We start from the raw sequence: 15,860 nt of genomic DNA on the forward strand, positions 1-15,860 counted from the left end.
CTCTGTCAGTGCCATGGTCGAATGTTCAACACGCCCTAAAGACCGTTTGGCATTTAATAGCGTCTAACTATGATAAACCAGCTATAATTTTCACTGGTCTTTGTTGTATCGGCCGCATATTTAATTCATTATAGTGACAGGTTTATGTATTCATCCTTATTCTTTCAACCTTACCCCTTTATCAATTAGCATAATATCTATGAGTCACAATAATAAACGTCGTCTATGGCAAAAAATTAAGCAGCTGTTGAATAAATCAGCACCATATTCTAATGATGCCGCAAAAACGCCGCAAGCTGATACTGATACTGATACTGATACTGATACTGATACTGATACTGATACTGATAAGAATAGCGCTCAAGATGACAACATTAAAGCGCCTATTATTAAAGCGAACCATAACACTAATGGCGACACATCTATTACCGATTATCTCAAACAATATTTTCACGATAAACAATGGCATTATACCTATTACCGCCCAAGAACGAATGATAGCCAGCGATCACATCACTTATCCTTACGTATGAGAAATAAAAAACTGGACTGTGGCTACCTATTTCGTATTCAGGAAGACAATAGCTTACTGGCGGTCTATGGTATTTTGCCGTTTTTGATACCAGAAAGTCATCAAAGCGCTGCGATGCTGCTCATCACCCAAATTAACTATGACATGCTTATTGGTAATTTGGAGATGGATGTCAACGATGGCGAAATACGCTATAAAAATGCCATCGATGTTGAGGCGTTCGGAATAGATGACGATATTATCGAACACTTACTGCAAAGTGTCATTGCGATGACCACCGTTGCCTATGAGATATTTAATGATCTAATAAACACCCAAGAGCCCGCCCAAGATATGCCGACTTTACTCGGCGAGCTACGTCAGCGATCCGATGACCGAACATTTTTTTTACCAACCCAATTCGTGCAATAAGCACCATACCCAAAAGTATAAAAACCCCTTAATACTTTTACTAAAATAGAATTCTTAGAAGCCGTTAAAACTATGCTAAAAATTGCCTACTCTGAGATTTTTCGTTACTCAGTACCCGAAAAACACCGCTTTCCCATGCAAAAATACACTATGATTCCTGAGCGTTTACTGGCTGAAGGTACGATTAGCAAAGCCAATTTTTTTGCGCCATCACAACTAACGGAAGATGAGATTTTAACCACTCATACCGCGGAATACTGGCATAAGCTCAAGACTCAAACTTTAACGACAAGGGAAGCTCGACCGATTGGCTTTGAGATGACACCTGCTTTGGTTGAGCGCGGTCGTCACATTGCTCATGCAACATACGAATGTGCTTTGTATGCCCAGCAATACGGGGTATCCATGAATGTTGCTGGTGGTACGCACCATGCTTTTGCCGATCATGGCGAAGGTTTTTGTGTGTTTAATGATGTCTGTATCGCCAGCAATTTATTATTAGCACGCGGACAGGCACAAAAAGTCTTAGTGGTTGATTTGGATGTGCATCAAGGTAATGGCAATGCTAGCCTTATGCTGGATGAGCCACGGGTCTTTATATTTAGTTTGCATGGCGCAAAGAACTACCCTTTTCGCAAGCAAGTATCTGACCTTGATATTGAGCTGGCCAATGACACCGGTGACGAAGAGTATTTACGAATTTTAGCAGAGACCTTACCGCGATTAATAACTGAGGTTGCCCCTGACATTATTTTCTATCAGTCCGCCGTGGACGTATTAGCGACTGATAAATTGGGCAAGCTAGCATTGACGCAAGAAGGCTGTAAGGCGCGTGATGAGTATGTATTACGGCAAGCAAAAGAAGCGAATATTCCAGTAGCCATTGTGATGGGTGGCGGCTATTCGGAGAATATCGAAGATGTGGTTGAGGCGCACTGTAATACTTTTCGTCTTGCCCAGCAGATATTTTTTGATAAATCTAACTGATTGGGAGTTATGGATATTATTGTTTATAAAGCTCAACATTTATAACGCTAATAATGCTGTAATCCCTTGCCAGCCAACGCGTACACCAAGTAGCGTCAAAATCAGTAGAATAAGCTGACGAAAGCGCGCTTGCGGTAAATAGCGACGTAGGCGGATACCAATTAATAAGGCAACAACAGACAGCCCACTTAATAACGCAATCAACTGCCACTCACTACCACTCAGCGCCATGATAGGCTCGCGCAAAACGATAATTTGTGCCACTTTTCCTAAAAAATAACACATATTACCGACCTTAGCGATGGTATTTTTATCGTCACTGGCTGACAGTAGATACATCATTAAAATCGTCGACATGGCATTGGTCGCACCACCAATAACACCAGCGCTAAACCCTACCATAATCAGTACCGGTTTGGTATTTGGTAGGCGAAGTTGCTTACCCAGTAGCGCGCTTATGACATAAACTCCAATCACCACTGCCAGTACTAATAGAATATAAGCGCTATCTACCCACAGCAATAGCTTGGCACCCAAAATACTACCCAGCAGACTGGTCAATGCCAATAACCAATAGCGTCGGCCATAATAACTGAAGTTCTGCCAAATACTACGCCCACCACCGTTCAACCAAGTCATGGCATTAAGTAACAATGAAGGGAAAATCACCAATACAATGGCGTGCGGTAGTGGGTATATACTTGCCAAAGCAGTGGTAGTAACTAAAGTTACCCCCAGCCCGCTAATACCGTGCAATAGTGAGGCCAGCGCAAAGATTACGAGCAGTATCACTGTCTGAGTGGTGTCGTTATCCGTCATGGCATTTGCAGCTTAACCCTTAGTATTTCATATTTGTTATGCATTGCTTACTCTTACTGCTGGCAGTATTGTCACCATTAAGACTATTAATATTGCCATAATATCTCACCAATAATCGCCACTAACTGCTTTGCAATCTTATCTTTGCTGGTCTTCTCAAGCGTGACCGTATCCTGTTCATAATTCTTAGCGAAAAATACCTGCATGGCATTATCATCGCTGGCAAAGCCGATATCAGCGCGTGAGACATCATTGCAAGCAATCATATCTAAATCTTTTGCGACCAATTTACCGCGGGCATAATGTTCAACATCTTGCGTTTCTGCGGCAAAGCCCACAACGAACAATTCTGGATGCGCAAGAGAGACTGTTGCTAAGATATCAGGGTTTTTCACCAAATCAAGACTCATAGTATCTTGGGTTTTTTTGATTTTTTGCGGTGCGGCCTGCTCAGTACGATAGTCAGCGACCGCAGCGGTGGCAATAAAGATATCAGCTGGACGTGCGCTGCTATGGCTAGCATCTATAGCTGAGCTGTTATGTTCTATATGGTCATGCGGCTCGCTATGACCATCACCGCAATCGCCATGTTCATGAGAATAGAGGTGCTCATGCTCAACAGCAATTATAGATGGTAAAGCGACGTGCGTACCCGCCACACATTGCTGGGCGGCGATTAGCATTTCTTTAGCAGACAATACATCAATACGGGTGACGTTCAGCGGGGTCGGCAATGCCACTTTTCCGCCAGCAATCAAAATCACTTCTGCTCCACCTTCAACGCAGGCACGCGCTAAGGCAAAGCCCATTTTTCCTGAAGAATGGTTGGATAAATAGCGTACTGGATCAATCGCTTCAATAGTCGGTCCTGCAGTGATAACCACTCGTTTTCCAGTCAATAGCTGCGGAATCGTTTGCTGAGCGCTAAATAAACTTACCTCAGCCAATAACTGCTCAGGCTCAGGAAGGCGCCCTGCTCCCACATCACCGCAAGCCTGTTCACCACTTGCCGGCATGATAATTTGATAATTCATATCTCGCAAGGTTTGCACATTAAGAGTAACCGCCGGATGTGCCCACATTTGCTGATTCATTGCTGGTGCAATGATCACCGGAGCTGTGGTTGCCAGACAAACCGTTGTTAATAGATCATCTGCCATCCCCATCGCCAGCCGTGCTAAAGTATTGGCTGATGCCGGCGCAATGACCACCAGGTTTGCCCACTTGGCAAGTTCAATGTGACCCATACCCGCCTCGGCATGTTCATCAAGTAAAGAGGTATGCACCTCATTACCGGTCAAGGCTTGCAGCGTTAACGGCGTGATAAACGCTTGTGCGCCTGCGGTCATAATGACCCGCACCTCAAACCCAGCCTTGATCAAAAGACGGGCAAAAATAGCAGATTTATAAGCGGCAATACCGCCAGTGATAGCAAGCACAATATTTGACATAAGCAGGACATCATTAACAGAAGAAGTTGAAAGATGAAAATTGCGCTTATAGTAACAATTATGAGATAAGTTAGGTAAAGTTTTCCGTACTTATCTAAGGTTGATCCGTAACTAACCCATTATCAAGGAATAATAATGGCCATTAAAGACTGGCACGAAGATGACAGACCACGCGAAAAACTGCTGAAATTTGGCGCGGCTTCTCTTACTGACCCCGAAATCTTAGCCATATTTTTACGTACTGGCACTCAATCGCAATCAGCTATTGAGCTTGCTCGTCATTTAATTGAACAATTCGGCAGTCTGGCTGAGCTATTAGCCGCCCCCAAAGAGATTGTTCTTGCCTGTCACGGTATCGGCCCTGCCAAATATGCGCAGATGTTGGCCTCACTTGAGATGGGTACTCGCTATCTGGACAGTGAGCTCAAAACCGGTCAGGCCCTTGGACGCTCACAAGTAGTCAAGGATTATATCAGTACCCAATTGCGCGGTGAGCACCGTGAGGTTTTTGCCGTACTCTGTTTGGACAATGCGCTGAACCTGCTTAACTTCGAGATATTATTTACTGGCGGCATCTCATCGTGCTCAGTCTGTATCAAGCATGTGCTACGCCATGCCATCAGTCACGCTGCCAGTCAGTTGATTGTCGCTCATAATCATCCGCATACTGATTCTCAGCCATCAACGGCAGACAATTTATTGACCTACGAGCTAAGAAAAGCCTGTGATTTACTAGATTTATCGCTGGTTGATCATATTATTGTTGGACGTAACGATACCTTATCTTATGCTGAAAACGGCCTAGCTCCTTTTAATTGATGAGGGATCGTTAATAGGGTGCGCCCTAGTAGCTGATACATATCATCGACACAGCGTAGCATTTTCGCTCTTGATAGTTATTGAGACACATTCCATATTAGTAGATAGTTTTATGTCTATGATTTATAGTAAAATTTAAGTTGTAGTTACCTTTTCTTACTGTTGCTTAACTTATTATTATTTAATAAATTACAGTCTCAGTTTTTTGAAACTTATTTATTTAACTTAAAATTCATTCTTTTACATTTTGCTAAGGAGACAGCCATGGCGATTGGCTTATTTATTTTGGCAGTACTCATTCAGTTAGCTGTCATCTTGGCCATCTTTTTAATGTCGTTATCACGGGTCAGTGGTAGCATCGTTGCTATTATTACCGTAATAGTAACCGCCATTATAAGTCCATGGTCATTGATTTTAGGCATCCCGATAGCCCTGTTATGCCTAGTGCTGCTTATCACACCTATTCGCCAAGCGCTGCTTACCAAACCAGTATACAAAGCTTTAGGCGATGCGATGCCCAGTATGAGTGACACTGAACGTGAAGCTCTCGATGCTGGTACTAGCTGGTGGGAAAAAGAGCTGTTTATGGGCGCACCGAACTGGGATACCTTTGCTGATTATCCTTATCCGCAGCTATCAGAAGAAGAACAGAGCTTTATTGATAATGAAGTTGAGCAACTATGCACTATGCTCGATGAATGGAAAATTCATCACGAAGAAAAGGATCTATCACCTAAAGCATGGCAATTTATCAAAGATAAGGGCATTTTGGGTTTAATTATTCCCAAAGAATACGGCGGCCTACAATTTACCTCTTATGCTCAAAGTCGTGTTATGAGTAAGATTGCATCGCGTTCACCGACCGCAGCAGTCAGCTGTATGGTGCCAAACTCGCTCGGTCCTGGCGAATTACTCATGCATTACGGTACGGACGCGCAAAAAGAGCGCTGGTTGCCGGGGCTTGCCAAAGGTGACGAGATTCCCTGCTTTGGTCTGACTGGCCCTGAAGCCGGTTCGGATGCTGGTGCAATTCCTGATACTGGAGTAGTGTGTTACGGCATCCATGATGGCGAGCAGACGCTTGGTCTACGTATGAATTTCTCTAAACGTTGGATTACCTTGGCCCCTATCGCTACGGTAGTCGGTTTGGCATTTAAAATGCATGACCCAGAAGGGCTGCTCGGTGATGCTAGCAAAGTCGATTATGGCATTACTTGTGCCTTGGTTCCTGCCGATCACAAGGGGGTTGTCATAGGCCCACGGCATTATCCAAGTGGCTCGCCGTTTATGAACGGTACAGTTGATGGCAAGGATGTTTTTATCCCTCTAGACTACATCATTGGTGGCGTTGAGAACGCGGGTCGCGGTTGGCGCATGCTGATGGAATGCCTTGGCGTTGGTCGCGGTATTTCATTACCAGCGCTATCGACCTCAGCTAGCGGGATGACTTACTTGTCGGTTGGTGCGTTTGCCAAAGTTCGCGAGCAATTTAAAATATCCGTTGGTAAATTCGAAGGCGTGCAAGATGCTACTAGTCGTATTGCCAGCCAAACCTATATGTTGGAGGCCTTCCGCCACTTAGTCAACTGCGGATTGAACCAAGGTGGTACGCCATCGGTTATGACCGCGATGGCAAAATATTACGCCACCGAAACCATGCGTGAAGTCGTAAACGATGGTATGGATGTGGTTGGTGGCCGCGCCATTCAAATGGGTCCGCGGAACTTTTTAGCCATTCCTTATCAAGCCATTCCGGTTTCCATTACCGTTGAGGGCGCGAATATTCTAACCCGTTCTTTGATGATCTTTGGCCAAGGCGCGATGCGTTGCCATCCGTATCTATTCGATGAATTGCAACTGCTGCAAAGCGAAGATAAAGCGGGCGCACTTAAGGAATTTGATGTTTTATTCTTTAAACATCTAGGCTATACCTTTAATCGCGGTGCCAAAGCCTTTATCGCAGGTTATGTCGGTGGTAGCAACGATGCGCCAAGCTTTGCTGATAAATTTACTCGTCCTTACTATAAACATATCAACCGCTTAAGTGCCAGTTTTGCCCTCACGGCCGACATGGCATTAGGCTTACTTGCGGGTGATTTGAAGCGTAAAGAGATGCTCTCTGGCCGCTTAGCTGACATTCATAGCCATTTATTTATTGCAACGGCTATCCTACAGTTTTATGAGCATGGCAGTAAATCAGAAGCCGAACGCTTGCATGCTGAAGTTGCGCTACAAAGCAGTCTTTATACTATTCAAGAAGCGTTTGTGTCCTTCTTTGCCAACTTCCCCAATCGCATGGCAGCCAATGTGGTCAGCTTTGTGACCTTCCCTAGTGGTCGTATCTTTACCCCAGCCAGTGATGAGCTTAAACGCCAATTGGGGGATACTTTTATGGATGACTTTGCAGCCAACCCATTCCGCGATTATCTCAAAACTATGGTGTACTACAATACCGATCCTGAAGATGTTACTGGACGCATGGAGCATGCTTATCAAACGCTACTTGAGGTGGAACCCTTGTGGCAGAAGTTTAAAAAAGCCGAGCATAAAGGTAGCTTTGAAGGGTTAACCTTTGAAGATCATGTGGTGCAGGCCAGCCAAGATGGTGATATCACCGAAGAAGAAGCTGAACAACTGATTAGATATAATGCGCTACGTTTTGATTCATTATTGACCGATGTTTTCGATGAGCACTTGCTAAATGCTCAAAAACGCACCAATCCGCATAGTTTAGAGAATGCCGTTCATAAATTGACTGATTATGCTCAGCTCAAAAATGATGCGCAAATTAAGAACGGCACGCCAGCAAAAGACGACGCGATAACTGACAATGTAGAAGCAACCACAAATATCCATGAACAAACTGGCGATGCCAATCCCGACCATGGTTATGAAACGGATGGCGACGTCAAAATGGTAGACGAGCAAGACACGACGCAAGAGATTAAGGCACAAACTAACTTTGGCGAGGTCAATCCTGATGCAGAAGCGCTAAATCCTCGCCATCGTGACGCTGAGTCAACTCTGAGTGAACGTATGAGCTACAACCACAGTAAAGCTAAGGCTGACTCTGATAGACTAAATAACTTAGAGTCAAACTCTACAGAGTCTAAAACAGATGTCTTCGAGGATGACAAAATAGACCAAGATATGTCTGACAATTCTAAATAGCATGACGGATTAAGCCGTGAAAAAGATGACAAAGCATAAGATTTAAACCATCTTGTAGGCTCAAAATCTACCCGCGTAAAAGCGACAAGAACCAAAACGACGACCATAAAATAACAAGCAAGATTGCCGACCTTGGCAATCTTGCTTTTTTATGGCTGATTTTTTCTCTTTTATGGGGTAAAATTTCTTAATTTATAAAAAAATCTTGCAGCGTCCCTAACAATTATTTTATATTGTCCTCGAAAATGTGACACTAAGTGACAGACCAAAAATTTATGAACATAGCAAGAGCAGTAATGGGGCAAAAACTCATAATCGCATTGATTTAAGGTTTGAGCCTGCTACTGAGAGTTATGTAACCAAAGGATATCTTTATGTGGAAAAATATGGGACTGACGGGCAAGATTATTGTTGCCATGGCGCTCGGTATCATACTGGGTTTATTTTTGAATTATTCCGGATTAAATAGCGTCGGCGGTTTTGTTAATACTTATATAACCGATGGATTTTTTGCCATTATCGGTAAGTTATTTGTCAACTCTCTCAAAATGCTGGTCGTACCCTTAGTGCTAATCTCGCTGATTTGCGGGGTGTGCGGCATCGGTGATATCCGCTTATTAGGACGTATTGGCGGCAAGACTTTTTTAATCTACATGATGACTACCGCCTTAGCAATTGCGACCGCGATTGGCCTTGGGATACTATTTGGTATCGGTAAAGGTATGAATATCGAAACCGAAGCAGCATTCGAAGCAGCATCAGCGCCACCCCTTCTCGATGTATTTTCTAATATTATCCCCTCCAATCCCATCAGTGCGATGGCAAATGGCGATATGTTGTCGATTATCTTCTTTGCTATCTTAGTCGGCGTCAGTATTTTGATGGTCGGTAAGCCAGCTAAAGGCTTAGTGCAAAGCTTAGAGCTCATCAATGAAGTCATCTTAAAGATGGTGACTATTATTATGAACCTAGCACCCTACGGTGTATTTGCGCTATTAACCACAGCAATGGCTGAATTGGGATTAGACTTGATTTGGTCATTACTCGGTTATGTGGCGGTATTGGTCGGCTCGCTTGCTTTCCATTTCTTTATTACTATGATGATAGTTCTCAAGCTGTTTTCAGGGTTATCCATCAGAACCTTTTTGACCAAAATGCGTGAAGTACAGATTTTTGCATTTAGTACCTCAAGCTCGAACGCCACTATTCCTATTACCTTGCGCACGGTTACTAAACGCATGGGCGTTGATAACTCAGTAGCTTCGTTTACCGTTCCTTTTGGTGCAACCATCAACATGGATGGTACGGCTATCATGCAAGGTACGGCGACTATTTTCATTGCCAATATCTATGGTATCGACTTAGGCATTGCTGAATATCTAACCGTTATTTTAATGTCAGTACTTGCCTCTGTCGGTACGGCTGGTGTCCCAGGTGTTGGTCTCATTATGCTATCGATGGTGTTTGCGCAAGTCGGCTTACCCATCGAAGGTATCGGCCTTATCTTAGGTGTGGATCGTATTCTTGACATGTTACGTACCGCAGTGAACGTTGGCGGCGATGCGGCTGTCACGACCATTGTGGCAAAATCAGAAGGTAAAATGGATTTGGCAATTTATAACGATCCAGATGCTGGTTCAAAAGAAGTATTCGATGGTCATATTGATGAAGATAACGAGCGTGAATTCTCGGAAGTCTTTAGCGATGGTGTGATGGGCAGTGAATACGATGATATTGATCGACATAAATAGGTAACGCTCAATACCTATTTGTCAGAAATTAAACAAAACCCCCAGCCGATATGACTGGGGGTTTTTATTGAGATAAGGGTTTATAAAGAGTGTTTTACTTACCAATAATTTTATTGTCTTAACCAAAGACGTATTTAGTCACCATCGCTAGGCACACCAATACAATCATAGGACGAATCAGCTTGCTGCCACCCTTTACCACCATATGCGAGCCAAAGTACGCGCCTATCGTCTGACCGACCATCATCGCCAAACCTACTTTCCAAAGTACATTACCGCCTAAAATAAAAAATATCAGTGAACCAATATTAGTAGATAAGTTCAGCACCTTTGCTGCACCCGTGGCTTCAATAATTTGCCGACCACGCAAAGCCACATTACCCAGCGCAAAGAACATACCCGTGCCTGGACCCATATAGCCATCGTAAAAACCAATTAAAGGCGCAGCAACCTTTTGCCACACGCCTTCACTGATACGAGGCGCTGCTTCTACTTCGCCAAGTTTGGGTGCAAATAAAGTATAAATACCGATAGCCGCAATCAAAAATGGAATCAGTTTTTCCAAAAAATCAGGTGGCGATAATTGCACTGCGATTGAGCCGATAATAGAACCAATAAAAGCGGCGATGATGGCCATTTTAATGCGCTTGGGCTTGACGACGCCTTTTCTAATCATGGTAATGGACGCCGCCAATGCCCCTGATGCGGCTTGTAGCTTATTGGTGCCCAAAGTCAAAACTGGCGGAATATTAGCAAGCAGCATCGCTGGAATGGTAAGCAATCCGCCACCGCCAGCAATGGCGTCGATAAAACCAGCGAGCGCTGCCACTGCGGTAAGCATTAAAATAATCTCTAAAGAGAGCGATACATCCATGAAGCTGGCCTTAAAAAAATTTTGAGGATAATAATCTTAACAAACAGTGCAAAGATGCCGTAGAATATAGTCAATCAACACGTCTCAATAGCAATGATACTCGTAAAAATAATGTCACATTATAAACACTCAGAGGCTATAGTGAATCCAATTCGGAAACGGTCAGTGCTACTGGGATGCTACTGTAACAAACGTTTTGCAGCCTCTGTCCCGCTAGCAGCAGCACGCAAGAAAAATTTATACCAGTAGCACGCTGCTATAAGTGACTCTTACTTTAAGTGACTCTCTTTTATTTTTACTCGACTATATGTGCTAAAAGAAGTGGTAAACAAAATAACAAACCAAATGAAAGACAAAAGCGGTCAATTATAAAGATGAACTCGTAAAAACAACTAAAAATTTAATAAAGTCTGCTAAATTTGTCGTATCGTTACTTTAATATAAAAGTGCTACAAGCATATCGAGTGTAAGCTATACCATAGCAAGTTCAAATGACACAGTAGTGTAAATATAGAACGATGACTATAGATTTTTTATACTGTCCTTTAGCATCATCATATTATCGCTTTGTGTTCCATAACGAGGGTTATTGGCTACTTTTCCAAACGTACCAGCAGACGCTATCGGCTTTTACCCTATTAGATCGCTTTACGACAATCATATAGCTTGTAGGAAAGAAGAGATAAATATTAAAGATGTTGAATAGGATATAACCGTTCTATTCCTAATTTTATCTTTGTAATAACGCCATTTTTAGCAAGCCACCGTGCGCCGCTTACGGTGCCGATTTAACGCATTTTATTGTCTATATTGATAATACTATGAGAAACTGAGACAAATATTCGGTGACGTTGCAAAACGTTAGTAGAAGACCGCTTGAGTTTACAGTATATATTTAACCAATGAGGATGACATGGCAATACGAAGAGTTAAGGCATTTTTTGAATTTGAGTCGGCAGGCGGAATCGTCTTAGCATTGGTTGCCATTGCCGCCATGATCATTGCCAATACCCCCCTCAATGTGTGGTACGAGTCCTTTATTCACGCGCCAGTCGCCATTCGTATCGGTGATTTTGAGATTGCCAAAGACGCCAGTCACTGGATTAACGATGGCTTAATGGCGATTTTCTTTTTTTTGGTGGGACTTGAGCTCAAGCGGGAAGTTTTAATCGGTGAGCTGTCTAACGTCAAGCAGATTATCTTACCTGCCGGCGCGGCACTTGGCGGCATGATCATGCCTGCGATCGTCTACATACTCTTTAACTATAACAACCCTGAATATTGGAAAGGTTGGGCGATTCCAGCAGCGACTGATATTGCCTTTGCGATAGGTATTCTAAGCTTACTTGGCAACCGCGTACCAAACTCGTTAAAAGTATTTTTAGTCTCGATTGCGATTTTTGATGATATTGGTGCGATTTTAATTATCGCTTTGTTTTATACCAGTGACTTATCGTTGGGCTCACTTGCCCTCGCAGGTCTATGTCTACCGTTGTTATATCTACTCAACCGCCGCAACGTCACCAGCATCACCCCCTATCTGCTTATTGGCGTCATCATGTGGATTGCGGTGCTCAAATCCGGTATTCATGCGACTTTAGCAGGCGTGGTATTGGCACTATTTATCCCTATGTTTGATCGTACCGATCCTGAGCACTCACCGCTTGAGGAACTGGAACATGACCTACAAAACACCGTGTCCTTTGGTATTCTGCCGCTGTTTGCTTTTGCTAATGCTGGTATTTCATTAAAAGGTGCAGGCGTTGCTGAATTGTTCCATTCCGTACCACTTGGTATTGCCGCCGGTCTATTCCTCGGTAAGCAAATAGGCGTGATGTTGATGTGCTGGCTCATCTTTAAGCTCGGCATCTCAAAAATGCCCAATGGTATGAACTTTAAACAAATCTATGGTGCGGCATTATTATGCGGTGTGGGCTTTACCATGAGTTTGTTCATTGGCGGCTTAGCGTTTGGCGGTGCTACCCTACTATTTGATGAACGTTTGGGTATCATTATGGGCTCAATCGTGTCTGGTATTGCCGGCTATATCATGCTCAAAGTAACGCTAAAAGATAATGTTACCAACACCTCAGTAGACTTAACGCGTCATTAATAGCGATTCGTCATTTTTGGCTTAGCGTTTTTAGCTTAGGACTTTTTAGCTTAGGACTTTTAAATTGTTTAGACTGTCGTAGGAGACGATTATGTGGCTATTTGCGCGACTGCCTACATTGAGCTTATCTATCCTTGGCAGTACCTTCTACTCTCAGGCTGTGCAACCTTATCTAAACAAGAATGCGTGGTCGTGAGCTAAACAGTGTGTGTCCAGCAGCGATGACCAACACCCTACAAAAATTAAACCAGCGAGGCCGAGAATACTACACCTCAAACAGTCAGTTGAATGAAGATAGAGGTCTTTTAGAAAAATATCAAACCGAATATATTAAGCTTCGTGATGGTGAGATGCTAAATTTCGACAATGAAAAACAAGCACGCGCGCGCCTATTGTCTCTACCGACAGAGCTTCGAAGAGTCAGATATCGAATCGGTAATACCGAGGCACAATTAAAATTATTGAGCCAAAAATAATCGTTGAGCCGGATGAATAAATACTGATGTTATGCTGGAAATACAATATTAAAAATACAGTTATGAGGATGCTTGATAAACATGAATAAAAAGACCTCAAATGTCTCGGACAGCAGTGACTCTCCTCTAATAGCCTCATCATACCAACGTCACGGGCGCACTACTGACATCAATGATCACAGTGACTTACAAGTCCTACGTCGTATCAAGCGCTATTTATTACCGAAAGACTTTACTATCTCACCGACGTTATTAGCTGAGATGGTAGAGGGCTACGATATTGGTGATCCACTGGCAGATGCGCTCGCTACTGACAGTTTGCGTTTTGCAAAACCTTTGCAAAACGCGATTATTGATGATGAAGTTGACAGTGATCTAGCTAATAACCCATCATTTATAGCATTAACTGAGCAATTTGGCAGCCATCCGGATTGGTTCGACCCCAAGCTTGCGCAAATTGGGGCTATCGCCTACCGTCGTTATCCGTTGATGTTAATTTGGCTACTACGTAATGTCGCGCTCATGGCAGGCTACAGTATCCCGGCCCTATCACTTCCGCTTATCCAAACCGGCGCGCTGATGCACGATGCCTTACCGCGTTTGATGCGTACTTATGCTTATATTCTAGCGGTATCTGAGCACCCACAGCTTGACGGCAGCGCCTATCATCAACGCCAACCCATCTCTCAAGTATTAGAGATCGGCTCTGAAGGCTGGCGGCAGTCTATCAAAGTCCGCCAAGTTCATACACTGGTGCGCAAAAACTTACTAAAAGGCAAACTATCTGCGGCAAATGGTGTCATAGCGCCTACCGATCAACATCATAATCCGGATGGCAGCTGGAACACCGCCTATTGGGGTCTCCCCATTAACCAGACCGACATGATCGCCACTCATTTACAGTTTTCATTACTGATTATGCGCGGGCTACGACTGCTCGGCGCGCGTATTAGTAGCGAGGAAGCTGAAGGCATCCTGCATCTATGGAATCTTGCCAGCTATTGGATGGGGGTTGATTTACAGCGCTTACCTAAAGATGAAACCGCCTGTTGGGAGTGGCTTTATACTTACTTATCTATCCAGCAACTCGATTTTAGGATGGGGCGACCACTAGCAAAAGCCTTACATGACTTACCGCGCCAACTGATGGGTGAGGACAATCGTCGTGGACGCTTTGTAGAGATGGTCAATGCCAGCGTCACACGCACCTTAGTTGGCGATGATATTGGTGATGGTTTAGAACTGCCTAAGTCAAAAATACGCTTTGGGGTATTGTCTTCAGTACCTATCTTGTTTGCGCTAGATACGGCGCGCCAGCATAATAGTGCCGTTGCCGATAAGCTGGAAGCCTTCCGTGCTAAGCGCCAAGATAATATGAACTGGTGGCTTAAGAAAAATGATGACTATTATAAATAGCGTCTGTGAATAAGCCCAATTAACAATAAGTATGGCTGGTGATAAGTCCGACTATCAATAAGTGCGACTATGATAAGTAGTAAATGAAATACTGTAAGGGATCATTAACTATACCCCACTCTCAACTTAAAATAAGCAGCTCAAATTGAAGTGGTGGGTTTCCAAGTTGTTTATTGAGCACAAAGCACAGATTATGCGACAGAATCTTACGAATAAATCGATGAGATAGATGCCATAAGTCTTTAGCCCGTACCTTTTGCATATTAAATCGTTCTGACAACTGACCAATCACGGTTTCAACCGTACGGCGGACTTTCATTAACCGTCTTAGTAGGGGTTTGGGTCTGTCATCTTTCATATTACGTCTCAATGGTGTTTGTAGATCTATCCCTTGAGAGTGATAGTAGTCATTGAGCTTAGGGCTGATATACCCTTTATCAGCGCCAAGCAGACCATGAATGTTATCAGTGATATCAGGTGCAACGTCTCTTTCATCAACATTGGCAGGAGCGATAGTAAAACCTTTAATCATGCCCGATAAGTTAATCAGCAGATGACCCTCAAAGCCATAATACTTTTCTTGCTTGGCGGCACAGTAACTGAAAGCGGCATGGTCTTGATAGTTTTTATGCCGATAAGCTCGCCCATAATGACAGACAGGTATGGGAAAGCCATCAATGAGATGAATGTTGTCACGGCCTTCTATATCACTGACTTTATCGTGTATCCGTTGTTTGACTTGCCATAGATTGGCGCAGTGCTTAGCAAAGTTAGGGTATGAGCCTATCGCTGGAAACCATGCTTGCCAATGCTGCTTAAAATATTGCCAAATCTGTTTGTCTTGGTCCATATTTAAAAACTCACCCACCACTTCCATACAAATAATCTCAGGATCACTGAGTTTAGGCGAATAACCACCCGTTCGTAACGGTTCGGTGACGATTGTTTTGTAGTAATGCTCTACCATTAAATAGATATTGATGATAAATTCTTCTATGGGCATCTCATGACTCCGTTGTATTCTTGGTCGAAAACAATAG

The 15,860-nt window shown here is 43.5% G+C and carries 12 protein-coding genes; 8 read left to right on the forward strand and 4 right to left on the reverse strand.

The window, feature by feature from the left end; genetic code table 11:
* Positions 1-199: 199 nt before the first annotated feature.
* Positions 200-943: a YbjN domain-containing protein gene (locus U1P77_RS09145; protein WP_321154712.1), complete on the forward strand. Its 744-nt coding sequence runs from the start codon at positions 200-202 to the stop codon at positions 941-943.
* A 72-nt stretch (positions 944-1,015) separates the two neighbouring features.
* Positions 1,016-1,930 (forward strand): histone deacetylase family protein, encoded by a 915-nt coding sequence (locus U1P77_RS09150; protein ID WP_321154713.1) that lies wholly within the window; start codon positions 1,016-1,018, stop codon positions 1,928-1,930.
* A gap of 39 nt (positions 1,931-1,969) precedes the next feature.
* Here the strand turns inward: U1P77_RS09150 and U1P77_RS09155 are convergent, their stop codons facing one another.
* Complete coding sequence (locus tag U1P77_RS09155; RefSeq protein ID WP_321154714.1) at positions 1,970-2,749, reverse strand: sulfite exporter TauE/SafE family protein; 780 nt, start codon at positions 2,747-2,749, stop codon at positions 1,970-1,972.
* Positions 2,750-2,835: 86 nt separating this feature from the next.
* Positions 2,836-4,200: a bifunctional phosphopantothenoylcysteine decarboxylase/phosphopantothenate--cysteine ligase CoaBC gene (gene coaBC / locus U1P77_RS09160; RefSeq protein WP_321154715.1), complete on the reverse strand. Its 1,365-nt coding sequence runs from the start codon at positions 4,198-4,200 to the stop codon at positions 2,836-2,838.
* A gap of 135 nt (positions 4,201-4,335) precedes the next feature.
* Here coaBC and radC point away from each other — a divergent pair, with 135 nt between their 5' ends.
* The 3 genes from radC to U1P77_RS09175 all read left to right on the forward strand — a co-directional run bounded on the left by radC (position 4,336) and on the right by U1P77_RS09175 (position 9,941).
* Positions 4,336-5,019: a RadC family protein gene (gene radC, locus U1P77_RS09165; RefSeq protein WP_321154716.1), complete on the forward strand. Its 684-nt coding sequence runs from the start codon at positions 4,336-4,338 to the stop codon at positions 5,017-5,019.
* A gap of 264 nt (positions 5,020-5,283) precedes the next feature.
* The gene (locus U1P77_RS09170; RefSeq protein WP_321154717.1) at positions 5,284-8,190 is read left to right on the forward strand and encodes an acyl-CoA dehydrogenase; all 2,907 of its coding nucleotides are present in this window, start codon (positions 5,284-5,286) and stop codon (positions 8,188-8,190) included.
* A 374-nt stretch (positions 8,191-8,564) separates the two neighbouring features.
* Positions 8,565-9,941: a dicarboxylate/amino acid:cation symporter gene (locus U1P77_RS09175; RefSeq protein WP_321154718.1), complete on the forward strand. Its 1,377-nt coding sequence runs from the start codon at positions 8,565-8,567 to the stop codon at positions 9,939-9,941.
* A 118-nt stretch (positions 9,942-10,059) separates the two neighbouring features.
* Here U1P77_RS09175 and U1P77_RS09180 read toward each other — a convergent pair whose 3' ends face one another.
* Positions 10,060-10,815: a TSUP family transporter gene (locus U1P77_RS09180; RefSeq protein WP_321154719.1), complete on the reverse strand. Its 756-nt coding sequence runs from the start codon at positions 10,813-10,815 to the stop codon at positions 10,060-10,062.
* 913 nt (positions 10,816-11,728) lie between these two features.
* Between U1P77_RS09180 and nhaA the strand changes: the two genes are divergently transcribed.
* The 3 genes from nhaA (at position 11,729) to U1P77_RS09195 (ending at position 14,820) form a co-directional block, all read left to right on the forward strand.
* Positions 11,729-12,928: a Na+/H+ antiporter NhaA gene (gene nhaA, locus U1P77_RS09185; protein ID WP_321154720.1), complete on the forward strand. Its 1,200-nt coding sequence runs from the start codon at positions 11,729-11,731 to the stop codon at positions 12,926-12,928.
* A gap of 182 nt (positions 12,929-13,110) precedes the next feature.
* Positions 13,111-13,404 (forward strand): hypothetical protein, encoded by a 294-nt coding sequence (locus U1P77_RS09190; protein WP_321154721.1) that lies wholly within the window; start codon positions 13,111-13,113, stop codon positions 13,402-13,404.
* Between the two features lie 81 nt (positions 13,405-13,485).
* Entirely contained in the window at positions 13,486-14,820 is a 1,335-nt protein-coding gene (locus U1P77_RS09195; RefSeq protein WP_321154722.1) for an oxygenase MpaB family protein, read from the forward strand.
* Positions 14,821-14,941: 121 nt separating this feature from the next.
* Here U1P77_RS09195 and U1P77_RS09200 read toward each other — a convergent pair whose 3' ends face one another.
* Complete coding sequence (locus U1P77_RS09200; protein WP_321154723.1) at positions 14,942-15,823, reverse strand: IS982 family transposase; 882 nt, start codon at positions 15,821-15,823, stop codon at positions 14,942-14,944.
* Positions 15,824-15,860 lie beyond the last annotated feature (37 nt).

Source organism: Psychrobacter sp. LV10R520-6, assembly GCF_900182925.1.
Taxonomy (GTDB): domain Bacteria; phylum Pseudomonadota; class Gammaproteobacteria; order Pseudomonadales; family Moraxellaceae; genus Psychrobacter.